Raw genomic sequence first — 20,524 nt, 5'->3', positions numbered from 1 at the left:
GATCCAGGCCAAAGCGCTCACGATAATCTGACTGATGTCCCCTAAAGGCGCCGTTTCCCGCCTCTCCGATCTCGCCGCAGGCACATCGCCATCCCATTTCCCAATAACACGCCCGGTTTCGTTGCCTGCGGTGCTAACCTGTCACGCGCTTGTCGGCGCGTTGAGATCCCGCCATTGGAATCGCTGATGGAAGCGACACGTCTTCATTATCGTCTCGCGGCTCAGCCCGAATATCCGGGCCGCTCGCGGCGGCTGTTCCCCTCCACGAAAACGAAATGTCGGACGGCGGCATAGACTTCCACGGCAAACATCCCGGCCGACCCCCAAAGGGGCCAACCTAGCCAATGGACGGTTTTTACTCCGCCCGCACAGCCAACATGACGGCGCTCCAATGGCCTAGTTTGTCACCGCCCTGCACAGACCCGGAAGGAACAATAACAACTTATCTATTGCGTTTTATCGCAATCGTTTTTACATGGGCGAAAGTAAATTGGCCGTAGCGGCCGAGTATGCAGGAGAGATACATGAAACAGATTTCCGACAAGCTCTTCATTGCCCCGCAACTCACCGCGGCCGACATCCGGGTGGCCAGGGCGAATGGCATTGCGGCTATCATTAACAACCGCCCGGACGACGAGGAAACGGGCCAGCCGAGCGCGTCCGCGAATCGCCGGACCGCCGAGGCGGCGGGGCTCGGCTACACGCATATCCCGGTCGTGCCTGGCCAGATCAACAAGGACCATGTCATCAATTTCCAGCTGGCGCTGAAAAGGGCGGATGGGCCGGTGCTCGCCCATTGCAAGACCGGCACACGCTCGGCGACACTCCACGCGATCGGCGAAGTGCTCGAAGGGCGTATGGCCCGCAGCGACATCTTGCCGCTCGGCCAGCGCCTCGGCCTGGATCTGTCAGGCGCCGTCAAATGGCTCGATGCCAACCAAGCCCGTCGCGAAAGCACTGTGCCCGACGTGAAGGCGTTCTTCGACAACCGCACCTTCTCGGTGCAATATGTCGTCTCCGATCCGGTCACCAAGCAGTGCGCCATCATCGATCCGGTGCTTGATTTCGACGAAAAGTCGGGCGCGACGGCGACGATCAATGCCGACCGCATTCTCGGCTACATCGAGAGCAAGGGGCTGACGGTCGAGTGGATTCTCGACACTCATCCCCATGCCGACCATTTCTCCGCCGCGCGGTATCTCAAGGACAAGACCGGCGCGCCGACCGCCATTGGCGAGAAAGTCGTCGAAGTGCAGAAGCTCTGGAAGGGTTTTTACAACTGGCCTGACTTCCCGGCAGACGGCTCGCAGTGGGACAAGCGTTTTGCCGAGGGCGAGCGGTTCAAGGTCGGGACGATCGATGCGAAGGTGTTGTTTTCGCCAGGCCATACACTCGCCTCCATCACGTATGTGATCGGCGATGCGGCCTTCGTCCACGACACGCTGTTCATGCCGGACTCAGGGACCGCGCGGGCCGACTTTCCCGGCGGGAGCGCGGCGCGCCTTTGGGATTCGATCCAGCAGATCTTGGCCCTGCCGGACGCAACCCGCATTTTTGTCGGTCACGATTACCAGCCAGAAGGTCGCGCACCGCAATGGGAATCGACCGTCGCGGAGGAGAAGGCAGAGAACACGCACATGTCGAAATGCCGGACGAAAGACGAGTTTGTTGCAGTTCGCGAGAGGCGCGATGCGACCTTGCCCATGCCCAAGCTGATTTTGCACGCTCTGCAGGTGAACATGAATGGCGGTCGCCTGCCCGCGCCTGAGGCGAATGGCAAGCGCTATCTCAAATTCCCGCTCGACGTGCTGGAGGGTGCGGCATGGGACTGACCGCCATGACACGCGAACTGTCGCAAGAGACGGCCGAGATGGTCGAAAATGCCGGCGAGGCGGCGGACTTCCTGAAGAAGCTCGCCCATCCCTCGCGGCTGATGATCGTCTGCGCACTCGTTGATGGCGAGCGCTCGGTACGCGATCTCGAAGACACGCTCGGCATCCGCCAGCCGGGCCTGTCGCAGCAGATCGCTGAACTGCGCGAGGCTGGCTTCATAGTCGGCCGCAAGGAAGCGAAGCATATGTTCTACCGGCTCGAAGACGGCCGGGTCGCTGAATTCGTCTCCATGATGCACGTCATGTTCTGCGCCAAGCCGCGCGAAGGATCCAATCCATGACCGGATTTACCCCACTCGCCTCGCTCATCGGCGGCATGATGATCGGCCTGTCGGCTGTGCTGCTGATGCTGTGGGAAGGCCGCATCGCGGGCATTTCCGGGATAGCAGGACGCCTGCTGCCGCCCTATCGCGACAGCGCGTTCCTGTCGCGTTTCGGCTTCGTTATCGGCCTCGTTACGGCGCCGATTGCCATGATCGCGGTCGGCGATGTCGAGGTGAGCCAGACGGTTTCATCCAACATTCCGCTAATGCTCGGAGCGGGCCTCCTCGTCGGCTTCGGGTCGGTCTGGGGCAATGGCTGCACGTCGGGTCACGGTGTCTGCGGACTCTCGCGACTGTCGACCCGCTCCTTCGTCGCCACCGGCATCTTTATGACGACGGCCATCATCACTGTCTTCCTCATCCGCCACGTCATCGGAGCCTGAGCCCATGTCATTCCTCATCAATCTCGCGCTTGGCCTTCTATTCGGCGTTGGCCTCCTCGTCTCCGGCATGTCGGACCCAGCGAAGGTATTGAATTTCCTCGATCTGGCCGGCACCTGGGACGCCTCCCTTGCCTTCGTCATGGGCGGCGCAGTTCTCGTCGCGTTCGTCGGCTACCGACTGGTTCTCGCCCGCGGCGAACCGATCGCCGGCGACCGTTTCCACCTGCCGACGCGCAACGACATCGACGCGCGCATTCTTGCCGGCCCGGCGCTCTTCGGTATCGGCTGGGGGCTTGGCGGTTTTTGCCCGGGTCCAGCGCTGACCGCGCTTGGGCTCGGCGCGACTGGAACCCTCGCCTTCATCCCCGCCATGATCCTCGGCATGTGGGCCGCTCGCCTTCTTGGCGAAGGCAGCGCGTCACCCCGTACCGTCTGAAACGCGCAAGACAAAAATCGAAAGACCACGACAATGAGCCGGCTGGCAGATTATCTGCCGATCCTTGATTGGGGTCGGCGCTATTCCCGCGCGACCCTGACCAACGACATGGTCGCAGCGATTATCGTTACTATTATGCTGATTCCGCAATCGCTCGCCTATGCGATGCTGGCAGGCCTACCGGCCGAGATCGGGCTCTACGCCTCGATCTTGCCGCTGGTCGCCTATGCAGCGTTCGGCACCAGCCGGACGCTTGCGGTGGGTCCAGTGGCCGTCGTCTCCTTGATGACCGCCTCTGCCATCGGGGAGATCGCAGCTCAGGGCACGCCCGCCTATCTTGCTGCCGCCATGCTGCTGGCCTTCCTGTCCGGCGCTATGCTGATCGCTATGGGCTTGTTCAAGTTGGGCTTTGTCGCGAATTTCCTGAGCCACCCGGTGATTTCCGGCTTCATCACCGCCTCGGGACTGCTGATTGCGGCCGGCCAGCTCAAATATCTGCTTGGCATCCCTGCCGGCGGCCACACCTTGCCGCAGATCGCGACCGGCCTCGTCGAGAATATCGGCTCGATCAATTTGCCGACGCTCGCCATCGGCACGTCGGTGCTGGCATTTCTCTACTTCGTGCGACTGCGCCTCAAGCGCGTCTTAGTCGCGCTCGGCCTTTCGGCGCGCATGGCCGACATCACGACCAAGGCCGGACCGGTTGCGGCCGTTGCCGCGACGATCCTCGCCGCAACGATGCTCGACCTCGGCCCGCAGGGCGTCGCGCTCGTCGGCGCCATCCCGCAAGGCTTGCCCGTCCCTGCTTTGCCTGTCTTCGATCTCGAACTCATCCGCATGCTCGCCGTCCCTGCTCTGCTGATCTCGCTGATAGGCTTCGTGGAATCGGTCTCGGTCGCGCAGACGCTGGCCGCCAAGCGCCGCCAGCGCATCGTGCCGGATCAGGAACTGATCGGGCTTGGCGTGGCCAACATCGCCTCGGCGATCTCGTCGGGCTATCCGGTCACGGGCGGCTTTGCCCGTTCGGTCGTCAATTTCGATGCCGGCGCTGAAACGCCTGCCGCCGGCATCTACACCGCCATCGGCATCGCGCTCGCCACATTGTTCCTCACGCCGCTTCTCGCCAGCCTTCCGCAGGCGACACTGGCTGCAACGATCATCGTCGCTGTCCTATCGTTGGTGAACGTCGCCGCCATCCGTCGTGTCTGGGCATATTCCAAGGTAGACTTCTCGGCCATGGCCGCGACCATTCTCGGCACGCTGTTTGTCGGCGTGGAGATCGGCGTCGTCATGGGCGTTGTGCTATCGCTGCTGCTCCATCTCTACCGCACTTCGCGCCCGCACATGGCCGTCGTCGGCCAATTGTCCGGCACCGAGCACTTCCGCAATGTCGAGCGCCACGTGGTGGAAACATCACCTGAAATCCTGTCCGTGCGGGTTGATGAAAGCCTTTATTTCGCCAATACCCGCTATCTGGAAGATCGTATCGCCGCGCTTGTCGCCGAGCGGCCGCAGCTCAAACATGTCGTGCTCATGTGCTCGGCCGTGAACATAATCGATGCCTCGGCGCTCGAAAGCCTTGAGGAGATCAATCATCGCCTGAAGGACGCGGGCATCACTTTCCATCTGTCCGAAGTCAAGGGGCCAGTGATGGACAGGCTGAAGCGGACCCATTTCCTCGAATGCCTGACTGGCAAGGTATTCCTCAGTCAGTATGACGCGCTGCGATGCCTGGACACAACTGATCGGCCAAGCACGAGATGAACTCAATGCAACCGTGCGGGCACCCCTCACCGCGACCGTCGCAGCCAGCAAGTCAACCGATCCACGAATCCTTAGTATTGACCGTTCGAGCGGTATTTTTGTGTGTCACGAAATGCGTTTTCGGTCCCTTGGAAGTGGAAATGAGCGACAGTCTGGTGAAACGCAGCGGAGGGCGATCAGGCCTTCCGTGTCGAACAGCTCTCGTTGCCGTGCCGATCGGGCGTTGCCCTCGAGGCCTGCGAGATGCGTCTGTGCCTGGGCAGGCAGAAGGTGAGACACTCCTTGTTTGGTGCAGATGAGTTGATCCTGGCTCTTCATCATCGTCCACGCGAAGCGGTGATGGGTGTTGATCTCGATGCGAAACATCAGTGCGCGCAGCGAGCGTGGCGCTCGCCTGTTCAGCGACCCGCGCCACAGTCGCCCGCGCAACACTGAGGAGGAATGCTTTACCCAGCGGTTCGGACGGGCTGCCGTACCTCAGCTAGCCTGCGGGCGATTTCCCCACCGAGGGCATCGCACTGCTGCTGGCCGAAGAGGCGGGGACCTGTCTTTCTTTTGAGGCAAACCAGGCCTTTTCGTCGGCAGCGTCTCATGCTATCTACCGCGTGTCGTTATATCGAGAAGGGCAGATTTATGGACAAGAAAGCGTCTCTGGCCGCCTTAGCCGCGTTGGGGCAGGAAACCCGCCTGGACATTTTCCGCCTCCTTGTGCGAGCGGGGCCAGAAGGGGTTGCAGCGGGAGAGATTGCGACGCGAGTGGGAGCGGTTCAGAACACGACATCCTCCCATCTGAAGATCCTGACGCATGCGGGCCTCATCCGCCCCGAGCGGGATGGCCGGACCGTGCGCTACGTCGCCGACATGACCGGATTCCGTGACCTGCTCGCTTACCTGATGGAAGACTGCTGCAACGGCGCGCCCGAACTCTGCCGTCCAGTCATCAATGCCGTGACCTGCGATTGTTAGGAGCGATTTTCTATGTCCGACAGGCTCTACAACGCACTCTTCCTCTGCACAGGAAACTCCGCCCGCTCGATCCTTGCAGAAGCGATCCTGCGGAATCTCGGCGCTGGGCGCTTCCAGGCCTTCTCGGCCGGATCGCAGCCGAATGGCGAGGTCCATCCGTTTGCCATCGAACTCCTTCGGAACCTGAAGCTGGATACGTCTTTCGCGCGTTCGAAATCCTGGAACGAGTTCGCGGCGCCCGGTGCTCCGAAGATGGATTTTGTCTTTACCGTCTGCGACAACGCGGCAAACGAATCCTGCCCGGTCTGGCCCGGACAGCCGATGACAGCGCATTGGGGCATTCCGGATCCCGCCGCCGCTGAAGGCACGGATGCCGAGAAGCACCTTGCTTTCGCCGATGCCTATCGGCAGCTATCGAACCGCATTTCCGCCTTCCTGGCACTGCCGCTAGCTTCGATCGACCGGATGTCGCTCCAGTCCAGGTTGCGCGAGATCGGAAAGCTCGAAGTCTCGGCGGCCGCAACAGCATGAGACCCGGCATGGACGTGATCATCTACCACAACCCCAAATGCGGGACCTCGCGCAACACGCTTGCGATGATCCGCAATGCAGGAATCGAACCGCATGTTATCGAGTACCTGAAGACACCGCCGACGCGAGAGCTGCTGCGTCAGCTGGTGGAGCGGATGGGCACGTCGCTCCGCAGTATCCTCCGCGAGAAGGACACGCCTTACGGGGAGCTCGGCCTTGGCGATCCCGCCCTGACAGACGAGCAGCTGTTCGATGCGATTGAGAAGCATCCGATTCTGATGAACCGTCCGATCGTCGTCTCGCCGAAAGGCGTGAAGCTTTGCCGCCCGTCCGAGACGGTCCTCGACCTCCTACCTGCCCAGAAGGGCGCCTTCGCCAAGGAAGATGGCGAGCAGGTGACCGATGCGGCAGGCAACAGGCTCGCCTGACAACCACAGGAATTCCGATGTCGAACGCAACACCTCCGGCACGCCGGCTGTCCTTCCTCGATCGCTACCTCACGGTCTGGATCTTCGCGGCGATGGCGCTCGGCGTCTTCCTCGGAACCGCCTTCGAGACCCTTCCGGCCTCGCTCGACGCCATGTCGGTCGGCACGACGAACATCCCGATCGCCATCGGCCTAATCCTGATGATGTATCCGCCGCTCGCCCGGGTGCGTTACGAGGAGCTGCACCGCGTCTTCGCCGACAAGCGTGTGCTGGTCCTGTCGCTGGTCCAGAACTGGATTATCGGTCCAACGCTGATGTTCGGGCTCGCGGTGATCTTCCTGCGCGACCACCCCGAATACATGACGGGCGTGATCCTGATCGGATTGGCGCGCTGCATCGCCATGGTGCTGGTCTGGAACCAGTTGGCCAAGGGCGACAACCAGTATGTCGCTGGCCTCGTCGCGTTCAATTCGATCTTCCAGATCCTGTTCTTCTCGACCTATGCCTGGTTCTTCCTGTCCGTCCTCCCGCCGCTGTTCGGCCTGGAAGGCAGCGTTGTCGACGTCGGCTTCTGGACGATCACCAAGGCCGTCCTGATCTACCTCGGCATCCCCTTCGCAGCCGGATACCTCACGCGGCGCTTCCTGATCTCCAGCAAGGGGAGCGATTGGTACGAGGGCGTGTTCCTGCCCAGGATCAGCCCGATCACGCTCGTCGCGCTGCTCTTCACCATCGTGGCCATGTTCAGCCTCAAGGGCGGCGATGTCGTGCGGCTACCCTCCGATGCGCTTCTGATCGCCGTTCCTCTGGTGATCTACTTCGTCGTGCAGTTCGTCATCAGCTTCCTGATGGGCAAGTTGATCGCGGCTGACTATCCTCGCACGACGGCCATCGCCTTCACGGCCGCAGGCAACAATTTCGAACTGGCGATCGCGGTTGCCATCGCCGCTTTTGGTCTTGCTTCCCCGGTCGCGTTCGCGGCGGTCATCGGACCGTTGGTCGAAGTCCCCGTGCTTGTACTGCTGGTGCACGTGGCGCTCAGGTTGGGCAGGCGCTGGTTCGCCGATACTGCGCCTGATGCAGTGCCGGCGGCCGCGACAGCCAGACCGTAGGAGCCGCACCATGCGTTTGCGTGAACTCAATGATCCCGACCATCTGCCGGCGCTCGATCTCAGGTATGCCGAGGATCGGCCCGGCCTCGGACTGGGGCCGGAGGAGCACGCCCCGCGAATCCTGCTGCTCTACGGCTCGCTGCGGCCGCGTTCCTTCTCGCGGCTTTCCACGGAAGAAGCTGCGCGCCTGCTCCGCTTTTTCGGTGCCGAGGTGCGGATCTTCGATCCGTCCGACATGCCGTTTCCCGACCAGGTGGCGGGCGACGACCATCCGGCGATCCGCGAACTGCGAGAGCACGCGATCTGGTCGGAGGGAATGGTCTGGTGCAGTCCCGAACGGCACGGTCAGATAACCGGGCTGATGAAGGCGCAGATCGACAATCTGCCACTTAACATGGGCGGCATCCGCCCGACACAGGGGCGCACGCTTGCGGTGATGCAGGTTTCCGGCGGCTCGCAGAGCTTCAACGCCGTGAACACGCTGCGCCTGCTCGGCCGCTGGATGCGGATGATCACCATCCCCAACCAGTCGAGCGTCGCCAAGGCCTATCAAGAGTTCGACGGAGACGGACGCATGAAGCCGTCGGCCTATTACGAACGTATCGTCGACGTGATGGAAGAACTGGTCCGGTTCACCATTCTCACCCGTCCACATGCGGCGCGCCTCGTCGACCGCTACTCGGAGAGGAAGGCCGCAGGGCAGACGATCGATCCAACCACCGACCTTTCTGCGATTGCGATCATGCCACAGAAGCGCTCCGCATGAATGAAGCCGATCATGATGTCGTCGTGATCGGAGGCGGTCAGGCAGGCCTCGCTGTCGCCTATTACCTGCGTCGCGCGGGAATCGATTTCCTCGTGCTCGATGCCGAGGACCGCCCCGGCGGCGCGTGGCTTCATGCCTGGGCCTCCCTGCGTCTGTTCTCGCCAGCGACCTACAGCTCGCTTCCCGGCTGGCCGATGCCGCCGAGCCGCTCTGATGGCTTCCCGACCAGAGACGAGGTGATCGACTACCTGACGCGTTACGAGCAACGCTATGCGTTTCCGATCGAGCGGTCATGTCACGTCGAAACCGTGGAACGGGATGGCGAACAGCTCTGTCTCCGGTTGAGTGATGGGCGGACCTTCACCGCGAGGGCCGTCGTCAGCGCAACGGGAACGTGGAGCGCACCCTACATTCCCGATGATCCTGGCCGCGAATTGTTCAGCGGCGTTCAGCTCCATTCGGCAGAATATCGCAGTCCCATCCCCTTCGCTGGCAAGCGGGTGCTGGTTGTTGGCGGCGGCAACTCCGGGGCGCAGATTCTCGCCGAGGTCAGCGCGGTCGCAGAGACGGTCTGGGTCACCATGAAGGACCCTGTATTCCTGCCCGACGACGTCGACGGGCGCGTCCTGTTCGAGCGCGCCAGCGCGCGCGGGGACTTCGACCCGGCTTCAACCACGACCTTGGGCGACATCGTCATGGTTCCTCCGGTGAAAGAAGCGCGAGACCGCGGCGTGCTGAAATCGGTCCGCCCCTTCGTTCGCTTCACGACGGACGGCGTCGTGTGGGCGGACGGAACGGAGACGCATGTCGACGCCGTCCTGTGGTGCACCGGATTCCGTCCGGCGACAGGACACCTTCGGTCGCTTGGCGTGGTCGGTTCCGATGGCCGCATCGAAGTGGTCGATCAACGTGCGGTCGAGGAACCGCGGCTTTGGCTGCAGGGATATGGAAACTGGACGGGTGCCGCGTCAGCAACGTTGATCGGCGCGGGCCGCACGGCCCGGGAACTGGCACCTTGCATCAAGGCTGCCCTTCAGATGCCCGCATCTTTCATCTGAGGAAATAGCGGCGCCCTGCCGGCTCGTACGGGCCGGTGTCTTGCGTGCGCGACGACGAACTGCGGGCTCGAGATTTTTTTGTGTCGCCGCATCGCTGCGACCAAGCGACCGGGAACCGTCGGTCACCAGGGATACGGTGCCTACGGCGTTCCAACCCCACGAAACAGCTTCGGGTGCATGCGAGCATGCTCGTTCACCGCGAGCCACGGAACGCTTGACGACAGGGTCGATACAGTCGAGAGCATTCGTCAACAACCGCACAGAGAGCGAGGTCCGGTGGATGTTCGAATACCTCGCATGCTATTGCACGTGTGACGTGAAGTTGTTCGGGAGCCGCCCTGTACCGGTCGACGCCGACCCACTCGGTCGGCCTGGTTCCGGTGTCCAACGTGAGGTAGTCTCCAAGCTTGGTATCCGCAGTATCCAGACCTTGGATCACCGCGGCTACGAGACTGGGCGCACCTCGGGCTCTGTGTCGTCGGGCCTCATCATGCGCTGGGCACGCGACCAGTTGTCGATTTTCGCCGGCTGACGCAGATGGACCAGTTGATCGCCCAACTCGGCCTCGCACTTGCTATCGGCCTGCTGGTCGGCCTGGAGCGGGGCTGGCGCGAGCGTGACGCGCCCGACCGCAGCCGCACCGCTGGTCTCCGGACGTTTGGGCTGGTTGGTTTGCTCGGTGGAATCTTCGCTGCGCTCTCCGAGGCGCTCGGCTCCGGGGTGCTGATCGCTGGCTTCCTCGGCTTCGCCGCGATCTTCGCGTGGTTCTCGGCGCGCGAAGCCGAGCACGACCAGAACTTCAGCGTGACGGGCGTCGCGGCTGGCCTGATCGTCTTTGCCCTCGGCGCGCTGGCCGTGGTCGGTGAAACGCGCGCTGCCGCTGCCGGCGGCGCGGCACTCGCCGCCGTCCTCGCCAGCCGCGAGGTGCTGCACGATTTGCTGCGGCGCCTGACCTGGATCGAACTCCGCTCGGCAATGATCCTCGCTGTCATGACGGCCATTGTCTTGCCGTTGCTGCCCGATCGGGCGATCGATCCCTGGGGCGGCTTGAACCCGTTCGAAATCTGGTTCTTCACGGTTGTCATCGCGGCAATTTCCTTTGGCGGTTACGTTGCGGTGCGAGTTCTCGGCCAGACACGTGGCCTGCTCGTCGGTACGCTCGCAGGTGCCGTCGTGTCGTCGACTGCCGTGACGGTGGCACTGGCCCGCATGGCAAAGGCAGAGGGCAATGCGTTGCCGCTCGCCGGGGCCGCCGGACTTGCAGCGCTGATCTCGATCCTGCGAGTCTTAGTTATCGTCGCGATCATCGCACCGCAGGTCCTAGGGTGGATCGTGGCACCGGCGCTCGCCGCCGCGATGGTCCTCGCGACAAGCGGAGCTGTGTTGCTGGTTCGCAACGGCGTTCATCCGACAAGGGAGAAAGGAGGCGAGCGCAATCCGTTTGAGCTCGGCTCGTTGCTTCTTTTCGCCGCTTCATTTGCGGTCGTCTCAACCGTGAGTGCGGCTCTCGCCAGCCGCTTCGGGGAGGGGGGACTTCTGATGACCTCGGCGGTGTCGGGCGCATTTGATGTCGATGTCGCCGTGTTGAGCGCACTGCGTCTTGTCGAGCAGACGGCAGCCATCAATACCGTGGGCGGAGCGGTGCTGGTGGCGCTCGCCGCAAATGCAATCGGCAAGCTGTTCCTGTCGATCCTTGCCGGCCCCGTCCGCTTCTCTCTGCCGCTTGCCATCATCACGCTGGCCGCGGCTGCGGCGGCCGGTGTCGCTTTCTGGCTCGGGATGGCCGTCTGACAGGATGGGGCGGGCTCCGGCTCAGTTGAGCAGACAATCAACCTCGGCCGTTGACGCGCGCCATGGGGTGATTCAGATCAACATCTTCGGCTATCTTTTGAAGTACACGATGATCGGCGCGCGTCGCACTTGTCGTGCTTAGGAAAGAGGTTGAGTGATGCTCGAATACAAGGTCGAACCCCGCCGGGTGAATGCCCACGGGTCTATCGCAGGGGCAAAGACCGCGCAGATCCACCTTGAAACGGATCCCGCTGGTCAAACTGATGCCTTCAACCCTGAAGAACTGATCCTGGTATCGCTCGCATGAGCAGGGTGCACACAGAGAAGCATCTCGTCTCGCGGATCGGATGGTTGCGGGCTGCCGTGCTCGGCGCAAATGACGGCATAGTTTCCACGGCGAGCCTCATCGTCGGCGTTGCCGCCGCGGCACAGGGGACTTCGGAGATCCTGGTCGCGGGAATCGCCGGGCTGGTCGCCGGATCAATGTCGATGGCGGCAGGCGAGTATGTGTCGGTGAGTTCGCAGTCGGACACCGAGCATGCCGACCTCGCTCGGGAACGGCTGGAGCTGGAAACACAGCCTGAATTCGAGAAGAAGGAACTCGCGCAGATCTACGTCCAGCGCGGCTTGTCGGATGAACTTGCACACCAAGTCGCGGAACAACTGATGGCGAAGGACGCGCTCGCCGCTCACGCCCAAGATGAGCTTGGAATCTCCGAGACGACAACGGCACGTCCGGCCCAGGCGGCATTGACGTCGGCAGCAACTTTCGCCGTCGGCGCGGCTATGCCGCTGGCCATGGTAATTCTGGCGCCGGCCGCTTCGCTGGTCTGGGCGGTTTCAGCCGCCTCACTGCTGTTCCTGGCGCTTTTGGGAGCGATCGGCGCAAAGGCGGGCGGGGCCAACGTCATGCGGGCCACATGGCGGGTCACTTTCTGGGGGGCATTGGCGATGGGGCTCACCGCAGGAATCGGCGCGCTGGTCGGTCAGGCCGTGTGAGCGATGCTGGCGGCGGGCATCGGACCAACAACTGACCTTTGATCGCGAGCGCTAGTCAGTTGAACGATTAGCTTGAACCGATTCCGACCTAATAGGACATCATCACAGGAACGGGACAGTTTTCGAGTATCGAGCGGGTCATCCCGCCCCATACAATTTGACGCAGACGCGAATGCACGAATGCTCCCATGACCAGAAGTTCCATCTGCTCGCTGGCAAGAAACGAGCGTATCGGCTCGCCCTCGTCGTCGCCCGGCGGGTTCGCGACCACCGCGATTTTGGGCTCAATGCCGTAGAGCCTGAGATAGTTGCCTAGCTCATCGGCTGATTGCAGTCCCTCCGATCCCTTGGTGTCCAGAACCGTCGCGATGCTGACCTGATCGGCCATCATCAACAAGTCGATGCTGTCACGAACCGCGCGCGCGGCTCTTGCACTCCCGTCCCAGGCGATGGCCACCTTGGCTGCTATTGGCCGACGCTCCTTCTGGGTTACAAGCACGGGTCGGCCAGTGTCGAAGATCGCGTGCTCGATCGCCGGACGGGCCCACGAGCGCGATGGCTCGGTCGCCGGAAGGATTGTCAGATCATGAACACGTGCCAATGCGATGAAGCGCTGGTAGCGCCCTTCGAAGGGCGAGTGGGCATGTTCAAGCGCCACAGCCACGTCCTTTTCAGCTGCAAGCTGGCGAACCGACCGCGCGGCCTCTTCAGAGGCCTGTTCGATCCTGTCCTCCTCTTGTTCAATCCAGATCGAGGAGGAGCCAAGCGTCAGCGGGAATGGCTGCAGCAAGTCTGGAGCGAACACGTAGACCGTGAGCGTCGATCGGTAAGCCAAGGCCATGTCCATTGCACGGGTCAACGCCGGAGCTGACGCGGAGCTATCCGCATCTACGCCAACAAGGAGGCTTCGCAGACGGCATGATTCCAAGGCCATGTCCTTCCAGTTCTATCGTTTTGCAGCGCTATCGCTCCTGCATTGAGGCCTGGGCGGCCGAGCTTCAGTCGCCGAGGCTGCTGATATAGGCAAGGATAGCCTGGATCTGTTCCGGTGTTGCAACGAATTCGGGCATGTCGGGATGCCCCGTGGAGATGCCTTCGGCAAATGCTTCCTCGAGCGCATCAATGGGGTAGCGCTGCGAAAGCGTCCTGAATGGTGGGGCGTCGGAATGACTGCTCTCGCTGGTTCGATCCATGGCATGGCAGCGCGCGCAGTTGAGTTCCACCAGCGCCTTTCCCTCGGCAATGTTGTCCGCCCCGGCCGACGTCGCGACAAGACCGACAAGACTTGCCATTCCGACTATTTTGAGCAACCTTTCGGACACTGACCCAGCTCCCTGATCGTGATTTCAGTCTCGTAGCACGAAAGAATGCTACCTGTTCATTGACAATCACCTTGATAAGCTTCCTGTGTTGATTTCGATCAACGCTCGGAGAAATCTCAGCTATATCTCAGACGTCGCACGTCCTTGAGCTGTTGTCCAAGTGATCGATACGCAGCGTATAGGAGGTCGACGGACGTACCCAGCAAGATGAACGTGGGACAAAGCTTACCTTCGGGTCGGGAAGCGTTGGCCTAATCACTGGTCGGAATGCGAGCGCGGAGTGACTTCAGGATGGCAGACGTCAGTGACACCCAACTCGGTCTAATTGATCGCTACTGGCGAGCCGCCAACTACGTATCTGTCGGCCAAATCTACCTGATGGACAATCCCCTACTTCGAGAGCCTCTTGCGGCCGAACACGTTAAGCCACGCCTTCTCGGCCACTGGGGAACGACACCTGGCTTGAATTTCGTCTATGTGCACCTGAACCGCGTCATCAAGGAGCGGGATATGGACGTCCTCTACATCTGCGGGCCCGGCCACGGCGGACCGGCGATGGTGGCGAACATCTATCTTGAGGGCTCCTACAGCGAGATTTATCCGGAGATCACGCAGGACGAGGCCGGATTGCGAAAACTGTTCCGCCAGTTCTCGTTTCCTGGCGGTATACCCAGCCACGTCGCCCCAGAGACGCCGGGTTCGATCCACGAAGGCGGCGAACTCGGCTACGCGCTTGTCCATGCCTTCGGCGCCGCTTTCGACAACCCCGACCTCATCGTGGCCTGTGTCGTCGGCGACGGGGAGGCGGAGACGGGACCGCTGGCGGCAGCCTGGCACTCCAACAAGTTCCTCAACCCAAAGGTGGACGGCGCGGTCCTGCCGATCCTCCACCTCAACGGCTACAAGATCGCCAATCCCACGCTGCTGGCACGCATGGACGATGACGAGCTCCGCAGCCTGTTCATCGGCTATGGCTATGATCCCATCTTCGTCGAGGGCCGTGATCCGGCACCCATGCATAGGGCGATGGCCGAGGCGCTTGATGAGTGCATGGATTGCATCCGCGCGATTCAAGACGGGGCGCGGACAGAAGGCTGGTCAGGCGAGCGGCCGCGCTGGCCCATGATCGTCCTGCGCAGCCCGAAGGGATGGACTGGGCCTAAGGAGGTCGACGGCAAGAAGGTCGAGGACTTCTGGCGGTCGCACCAGGTTCCGGTGTCCAACGCCCGAGGCGATGTCGACCACCGCCAGATCCTCGAGGACTGGCTGCGCAGTTATCGGCCGGAGGAACTGTTCAATGGCGACGGTCGCCTCCTGCCGGAACTCGCTACACTTGCTCCCGATGGTGACAAGCGCATGGGAGCGCTGCCGCATGCCAATGGTGGAGTGTTGAAGAAGGACCTCATCCTGCCGGAGTGGAAGAACCTCGCCGTCGATGTCCGTCGGCCCGGGGAGACGATCGTCGAGACGACCCGCTTCATGGGCGTCTATCTGCGCGAGGTGATAAGCCTCAATGCGGAGGCGAGGAATTTCCGTCTGATGGGACCGGACGAGACCGCCTCGAACAGGCTCGATGCAGTCTTCGAGGTCACGGATCGGGTCTGGATGGAGACGATCGAGCCCTACGACGTGCACCTCGCGCGCGAGGGCCGGGTGATGGAGGTTCTGTCGGAGCATCTTTGCCAAGGGTGGCTGGAGGGTTACCTGCTGACCGGGCGGCATGGCCTATTCTCCTGTTACGAGGCCTTCATCCACATCGTGGATTCTATGGTCAATCAGCATGCCAAATGGCTCAAGGTCTCCGCCGAGTTGCCGTGGCGCAAGCCGATCGCGTCGCTTAACTATCTTCTGACCTCGCATGTCTGGCGCCAGGACCACAATGGCTTCAGCCACCAGGATCCGGGCTTCGCCGACTTCGTCGCCAACAAGAAGGCCGACACCGTCCGCCTCTATTTTCCTCCGGATGCCAACACCCTGCTCTGGGTTACCGACCACTGCCTGAGAACCTGGAACCGGATCAACGTGATCACGGCCGGCAAGCAGCCTCAGCCGCAATGGCTCACCGCCGAGCAGGCGGAACGCCATTGCGAGGCGGGCGCCGGGATTTGGGAATGGGCTTCCACATGCCCGGCTGGCGAGGAGCCCGATGTGGTAATGGCCTGCTGCGGCGACGTGCCGACACTGGAAATTCTCGCCGCCGTCGATCTGCTGCGCCGCGAGCTACCCGATCTCCGGATCAGGATTGTCAATGTCGTCGACCTGATGACGCTGCAATCTCACACCACCCACCCGCACGGGTTCACCGACGATGAATTCGACGCTCTCTTCACAAAGGACAGGCCCGTGATCTTCGCCTATCACGGCTATCCGTACCTCATTCACCGCCTGACCTATAAGCGGACCAACCACGACAATTTCCACGTCCACGGGTTCCAGGAAGAAGGCACGACCACTACCCCCTTCGACATGGCAGTCATGAACGAGCTCGACCGCTTCCATCTGGTCATGGCCGCGGTCAGGCGGCTGCCGAATCCTGGCATGGGCGGCGAACGAGTGGTCGAGCGGTGCGAGCAAGCGCTGGCCGAGCACGCGTCGTATGTCCGGCAATACGGTGAGGACATGCCTGAGATCCGGGAATGGAGCTGGCCCTATAAGACTGCCGCCTATGCGGGAGATTGATGGCGTCTGGCGACAGCCACTCCGTTGCGTCAAACCTGTACCAGTTCGCCCGCTGCAGCCACTTCGATCCCTGCAGCGTTGGCCTCATCGGTGTCGATGTGCACTTCCGTGAAGGTGTCCTTGCCCACCCGTACCAGAGTCCGGCCGAAGGTCAGCGTGCGATCTTCGTCGTTGACGCGCACGTCGACATATTCGCCGTCCTCGATCCCCAGTCGAGCAGCATCGGCGGGATTGGTATGGACGTGCCTTGCCGCGATGATGAGGCCGTCGGTGGTGAAGCTTCCGGCAGGCCCCTCGATCGTGACCTGCGGCGTAGCTTCAAGCCTGCCGCTGTCCCGCACCGGCACGTCGATACCGAGCGCGAAGCTGTCGGTGCGGGAAACTTCGATCTGCGTGCGTTGGCGCAGCGGTCCGAGGATCGCGATACGTTCGAGCCTGCCCTTAGGACCGACGAGCGTGACCCGTTCTTTTGCGGCCCAGTGGCCGGGCTGCCGCAAGGGCGTCGCCTGGTCGAGTACGTAGCCCTTGCCGAACAGGGCATCGACCGCTTCGCGCGCGAGGTGGACGTGCCTGGCCGAGACCGCGATGGGCAGGCGTAGCCCGTCACCGGACTTTCCGGCAGCGAGCGCCGCCGCCGTCTCGCGGGCGATCATGAGCTGCTCAGCGGTCTCAGTCACGAAGACGCGGACACGCGAACCGTAAGCCTGGATCTGCGGCGCCGCGCGGTCTGACAGGTTCACGGCCATGTTGCGGTCGTGGTCAAGCTGCAAACCCATGAAGTCCAGCCCGTCGCAGATGCGCCGGCGCATGGAGGGAGAGTTCTCGCCGATGCCGCCGGTGAAGACGATCGCGTCCAGTCCTCCCATCGCTGCAGCATAAGCCCCGACATACTTTTTGGCGCGGTATGCGTAGATCTCGATCGCGAGTTGGGCCTCGGGGTCGCCCTTAGCCGCCCTGTCTTCAATGTCGCGCATGTCGGACGAGCCTGCCAGCCCCTTCAGCCCGCTCTCGTAATAGAGCGCATCCTCGATCTCCTGCACCGAAAGCTGAAGTTCGCGCGACAGAAAGCCAAACGCGCCTGGGTCCACGTCACCGGAGCGGGTACCCATCACCAGCCCCTCGAGCGGCGTCATGCCCATCGAACTGTCCATGCTGTGCCCGCGGTTGACGGCGCAGATGCTGGCGCCGTTGCCGAGATGAATGCTCACCAGTTGGAGGTCGGAAAACGGCCGGCCGATCTCTTGGGCCGCCCTCTCGGCCACATATTTGTGAGAGGTACCATGAAACCCGTAGCGGCGCAGACCGGCATCCCGCCACCTTGCCGGCACCGCATAGGTGTTTGCGAAGGCTGGGTTGCCGAGGTGGAAGGCCGTGTCGAACACGGCCACTTGGCTTATGTCCGGCCATAGGCCGCGGCAGAGCCTGACTGCTTCCAAGTTCGCCGGGTTGTGCAAAGGAGCCAGCGGTGTCAGGGCTTCGATGGCCTCGACTGTCTCGTCGTCTAACAGTGTCGGCGAGGTAAACCTTGCGCCGCCATGGACGATCCTGTGCCCGACAGCGTCGATTGCGTCGAGCCCGAAACGCTTCAGCGCGGCCGGAACCCCTTTCAGCGCTTCGCTGGGACTATCGAATTCGACCGCACCCCGCTCGTCGGTTTCTCCATGCCGAAAACGGCATTCGCATCCTCCGGCCCGAAAGCGCTCATAAGAACCCTTGAACACTTCGTGTGTTTCAGTCGTCACGCTGAAGATGCCGAACTTGAGGCTGGAACTGCCGGCGTTAAAAACAAGTACCTGCATAGTTGCCCTGTCATTTAGTGGTTAGGTTTGCCAAAGGTTAGTTCGATCCAACTTCGCCATATCGCGATACTGGACGTAGCGAATGCCTGTCGACTCGCCAGCACAGTCGTCGCGCACCACTATCGTGGCCATCGGATCTTTACCGCAACTGTCGAAATGGCAACCCAGATGCCGAGCCGCAGGACCATCGCGGCCATCGTGCGGCTCTCGTAGGCCCCGCCGCGCCAGACGTGCCAAAGGAAGAAAACGAAGACCACGGCCGTTGCCGCCGCGATACCGATGGACAGGGCAGGCGCCCAGGCCGTGCCGCGCCATAGTCCGATCCCTGCCAGCAGATAGGCGAAGCCCGCCACGAAATTGAACCACAGCACGAAGGGAACCACCGCTCCCATATCAGCGCCGCCGAAGAGCGCGCGGCCGCCCGAAATGACGGTAGCCAGGCCAAACACGATCGCCACAACTGCGGTGATAGAATGGGAAAGTGGCCTTGCGGTCATGGTGTCCTCCGGTGTCACGCGTCGGCCAGCCTGCCGTCGCGCAGGTGGACCAGGCGGTCGAAACGGTCAAAAATCTTCTCGTCATGGGTGACGGTGACGATGCAGGCTTCCTGCTCGACGGCAAGCTTGCGCAGAAGGTCCATCACCAGTCCGGCCCGCTTGCCGTCGAGCGCGGCGGTCGGTTCGTCGGCCAGGATGATGCGGGGACGGTTGGCCAGCGCCCGCGCAATGGCCACTCGCTGCGCCTCGCCACCCGACAGGAGCGCTGGCTTGGCCGCGGCGCGGTGGTCGACCTCGAGATAACCGAGCAGATCGCCGGCACGCGCGCGACCCTTCTCAACCGACCAGCCGGCGAGGTCGAGGACCACGGCGACGTTCTCCTCCGCAGTCAGGAAAGGCAAAAGGTTATGGGTCTGGAAGATGAAGCCGATCTTGTCGAGCCTGAGCCTCCTCAGGTCGCGCCGCAGCCATTGCCCGTCGAACACCGTCTCGCCGTCCAGCGTCACCTTGCCCGCCGATGGCGCCAGGATGCAGCCGATGACGTTGAGCAGCGTGGTCTTGCCCGAGCCGGAGGGGCCAAGAAGAGCGATCACCTCGCCGGCGCGAACCTGAAGGTCGACGTCGCGCAGCGCATCGACACGGGTTTCGCCGTCCCCAAAATGCTTGGCCACACCCTTCACGTCGATCAGGATTTCGCCGTCCGTCATGTCAGCTCCCCAGAGCCGTGGCCGGATCGACCTTCATTGCCGCCCGTACGCCAAGACCCGAGGCGGCGATGCAGACGGCGAAGATGATCCCGGCAAGAACCATAGCGTTGAACGGCTCCAGCACCACCCGGCGGGGAAAATAGTCTTTCACGGTCAGGATTAGCACCAGGCCGATCCCCCAGCCCGAAGCGCCGAGGATCAGCGCCTGCTGCACGATCAGCGCGACGATGGTGCGGTCGGGGGCGCCGATCAGCTTCAGCGTGGCGATCTGTTTCAGCTTCTCCATGGTCATCGTGTAGATGATGAGCGCGATCACCACCGCTGAAACGCTGAGCAGGATGCCGAGGAACAGGCCGATCTGGCGGCGCGCCAGATCCACCACCGAGGACAGAAGGATTTCTTCCTGCTCGGCCTGCGTCAGAGCTGCCAGATGCTTCCACTGCCGCACCGTTGCGGCGAGCAGATCGACGTCGGCGCCGGGCGCCATGCGAGCAATGACGGCGGCGACGGATGCGGACTTGACGGAAACGACCCCACGCGCGGCCTGTACCCGCTGGGCGGCCGGGTCGAGTTCGGTCTGGAGCGCCATCGCATCGGAAAGCGTCACATAGACCGCCGGATCACCGCCCGCGTTCATCGCCCCCTCGACCAGCCCGACCACGACGAAGCGGTTGCGTCCGAGACGGATCGTCTCGCCGGTCAGAAGGCCTGTCTTGCGGTCTGCCACCAGTTCGAAATGGCTTGTGCCGATGCCGCGCCCCTCGGCGATGCGCTGCGGGCCGCCGGGATGTTCTGGTTCATAGCCGATGACGTAGAGCCGCAGCGAAGCACCGGCATGGGCAGCCTCGATGTTCTGGAAATTGATCGCGCCGGCTTCGGCCACGCCGGGCATCCGCGCCACGGCATCGCGCGTGGTCAGCGGGATGTTCGAGGCTTCAGCGAACGGCCCCATGGTGCCGCTCTCGACCACCCAGACATCTGCTGTCGATTTACACTTCAATCTGGGGCTCTGGCACTCTGCGCGAGAAAGTTACACTCCAATTGAGACTCAGGGCAGGGGAGTCTCAATTG

The 20,524-nt window shown here is 62.5% G+C and carries 21 protein-coding genes; 15 read left to right on the top strand and 6 right to left on the bottom strand.

Annotated features, from left to right (window positions below):
• Positions 1-524 precede the first annotated feature (524 nt).
• The 14 genes from blh (at position 525) to GGR00_RS26105 (ending at position 12,449) form a co-directional block, all read left to right on the top strand.
• The gene (gene blh / locus GGR00_RS26170; protein ID WP_184702272.1) at positions 525-1,832 is read left to right on the top strand and encodes a bifunctional sulfur transferase/dioxygenase Blh; all 1,308 of its coding nucleotides are present in this window, start codon (positions 525-527) and stop codon (positions 1,830-1,832) included.
• Positions 1,823-2,173, top strand: a complete 351-nt coding sequence (locus GGR00_RS26165; RefSeq protein WP_377865297.1) for a metalloregulator ArsR/SmtB family transcription factor — start codon at positions 1,823-1,825, stop codon at positions 2,171-2,173. The genes blh and GGR00_RS26165 overlap by 10 nt, the downstream gene beginning before the upstream one ends.
• Complete coding sequence (locus tag GGR00_RS26160; RefSeq protein WP_184702270.1) at positions 2,170-2,598, top strand: YeeE/YedE family protein; 429 nt, start codon at positions 2,170-2,172, stop codon at positions 2,596-2,598. The genes GGR00_RS26165 and GGR00_RS26160 overlap by 4 nt, the downstream gene beginning before the upstream one ends.
• Before the next feature lie 4 nt (positions 2,599-2,602).
• A complete protein-coding gene (locus GGR00_RS26155) occupies positions 2,603-3,034 on the top strand; it encodes a DUF6691 family protein (RefSeq protein WP_184702268.1) in 432 nt (143 codons plus the stop codon).
• Positions 3,035-3,067: 33 nt separating this feature from the next.
• The gene (locus tag GGR00_RS26150) at positions 3,068-4,798 is read left to right on the top strand and encodes a SulP family inorganic anion transporter (RefSeq protein ID WP_184702266.1); all 1,731 of its coding nucleotides are present in this window, start codon (positions 3,068-3,070) and stop codon (positions 4,796-4,798) included.
• A 633-nt stretch (positions 4,799-5,431) separates the two neighbouring features.
• Positions 5,432-5,764: an ArsR/SmtB family transcription factor gene (locus GGR00_RS26145; protein WP_184702264.1), complete on the top strand. Its 333-nt coding sequence runs from the start codon at positions 5,432-5,434 to the stop codon at positions 5,762-5,764.
• Between the two features lie 12 nt (positions 5,765-5,776).
• Positions 5,777-6,295 carry an arsenate reductase ArsC gene (locus GGR00_RS26140; protein WP_184702262.1) on the top strand — a complete coding sequence of 173 codons (519 nt, stop codon included), beginning with the start codon at positions 5,777-5,779 and terminating at the stop codon, positions 6,293-6,295.
• Positions 6,296-6,303: 8 nt separating this feature from the next.
• A complete protein-coding gene (gene arsC / locus GGR00_RS26135) occupies positions 6,304-6,723 on the top strand; it encodes an arsenate reductase (glutaredoxin) (protein ID WP_184702260.1) in 420 nt (139 codons plus the stop codon).
• Between the two features lie 17 nt (positions 6,724-6,740).
• Positions 6,741-7,835 (top strand): ACR3 family arsenite efflux transporter, encoded by a 1,095-nt coding sequence (gene arsB, locus GGR00_RS26130; RefSeq protein WP_184702258.1) that lies wholly within the window; start codon positions 6,741-6,743, stop codon positions 7,833-7,835.
• A gap of 10 nt (positions 7,836-7,845) precedes the next feature.
• Positions 7,846-8,601 carry an arsenical resistance protein ArsH gene (gene arsH, locus GGR00_RS26125; RefSeq protein WP_184702256.1) on the top strand — a complete coding sequence of 252 codons (756 nt, stop codon included), beginning with the start codon at positions 7,846-7,848 and terminating at the stop codon, positions 8,599-8,601.
• The gene (locus GGR00_RS26120; RefSeq protein ID WP_184702254.1) at positions 8,598-9,659 is read left to right on the top strand and encodes an ArsO family NAD(P)H-dependent flavin-containing monooxygenase; all 1,062 of its coding nucleotides are present in this window, start codon (positions 8,598-8,600) and stop codon (positions 9,657-9,659) included. Before arsH ends, GGR00_RS26120 begins: the two co-directional genes overlap by 4 nt.
• A gap of 537 nt (positions 9,660-10,196) precedes the next feature.
• Positions 10,197-11,450 (top strand): MgtC/SapB family protein, encoded by a 1,254-nt coding sequence (locus GGR00_RS26115; protein WP_184702253.1) that lies wholly within the window; start codon positions 10,197-10,199, stop codon positions 11,448-11,450.
• A 157-nt stretch (positions 11,451-11,607) separates the two neighbouring features.
• On the top strand, positions 11,608-11,757 hold the full coding sequence (locus GGR00_RS26110; RefSeq protein WP_184702252.1) for an osmotically inducible protein OsmC: 150 nt from the start codon (positions 11,608-11,610) through the stop codon (positions 11,755-11,757).
• Positions 11,754-12,449 (top strand): VIT1/CCC1 transporter family protein, encoded by a 696-nt coding sequence (locus GGR00_RS26105; RefSeq protein WP_184702250.1) that lies wholly within the window; start codon positions 11,754-11,756, stop codon positions 12,447-12,449. Before GGR00_RS26110 ends, GGR00_RS26105 begins: the two co-directional genes overlap by 4 nt.
• Positions 12,450-12,537: 88 nt before the next feature.
• Here the strand turns inward: GGR00_RS26105 and GGR00_RS26100 are convergent, their stop codons facing one another.
• Both GGR00_RS26100 and GGR00_RS26095 read right to left on the bottom strand, forming a co-directional pair.
• Entirely contained in the window at positions 12,538-13,296 is a 759-nt protein-coding gene (locus GGR00_RS26100) for a universal stress protein (protein WP_184702248.1), read from the bottom strand.
• 151 nt (positions 13,297-13,447) lie between these two features.
• On the bottom strand, positions 13,448-13,741 hold the full coding sequence (locus tag GGR00_RS26095; RefSeq protein WP_184702299.1) for a c-type cytochrome: 294 nt from the start codon (positions 13,739-13,741) through the stop codon (positions 13,448-13,450).
• Positions 13,742-14,062: 321 nt separating this feature from the next.
• Between GGR00_RS26095 and GGR00_RS26090 the strand changes: the two genes are divergently transcribed.
• Positions 14,063-16,450, top strand: a complete 2,388-nt coding sequence (locus GGR00_RS26090; RefSeq protein WP_246441650.1) for a phosphoketolase family protein — start codon at positions 14,063-14,065, stop codon at positions 16,448-16,450.
• 29 nt (positions 16,451-16,479) lie between these two features.
• On the opposite strand, the gene GGR00_RS26085 is transcribed toward GGR00_RS26090, so the two are convergent.
• The 4 genes from GGR00_RS26085 to GGR00_RS26070 all read right to left on the bottom strand — a co-directional run bounded on the left by GGR00_RS26085 (position 16,480) and on the right by GGR00_RS26070 (position 20,423).
• Positions 16,480-18,249, bottom strand: a complete 1,770-nt coding sequence (locus tag GGR00_RS26085; RefSeq protein ID WP_184702244.1) for an acetate/propionate family kinase — start codon at positions 18,247-18,249, stop codon at positions 16,480-16,482.
• A gap of 119 nt (positions 18,250-18,368) precedes the next feature.
• The gene (locus tag GGR00_RS26080) at positions 18,369-18,746 is read right to left on the bottom strand and encodes a hypothetical protein (protein WP_160787801.1); all 378 of its coding nucleotides are present in this window, start codon (positions 18,744-18,746) and stop codon (positions 18,369-18,371) included.
• A 14-nt stretch (positions 18,747-18,760) separates the two neighbouring features.
• Positions 18,761-19,453, bottom strand: a complete 693-nt coding sequence (locus GGR00_RS26075) for an ABC transporter ATP-binding protein (RefSeq protein WP_009450594.1) — start codon at positions 19,451-19,453, stop codon at positions 18,761-18,763.
• Position 19,454: 1 nt separating this feature from the next.
• Positions 19,455-20,423 (bottom strand): ABC transporter permease, encoded by a 969-nt coding sequence (locus tag GGR00_RS26070; RefSeq protein ID WP_343065649.1) that lies wholly within the window; start codon positions 20,421-20,423, stop codon positions 19,455-19,457.
• Between the last annotated feature and the right edge of the window lie 101 nt (positions 20,424-20,524).

Source organism: Aminobacter aganoensis (genome assembly GCF_014206975.1).
In the GTDB taxonomy this organism is placed as follows: Bacteria; Pseudomonadota; Alphaproteobacteria; order Rhizobiales; family Rhizobiaceae; genus Aminobacter; species Aminobacter aganoensis.
This window is presented reverse-complemented; position numbering and strand designations above follow the sequence as displayed.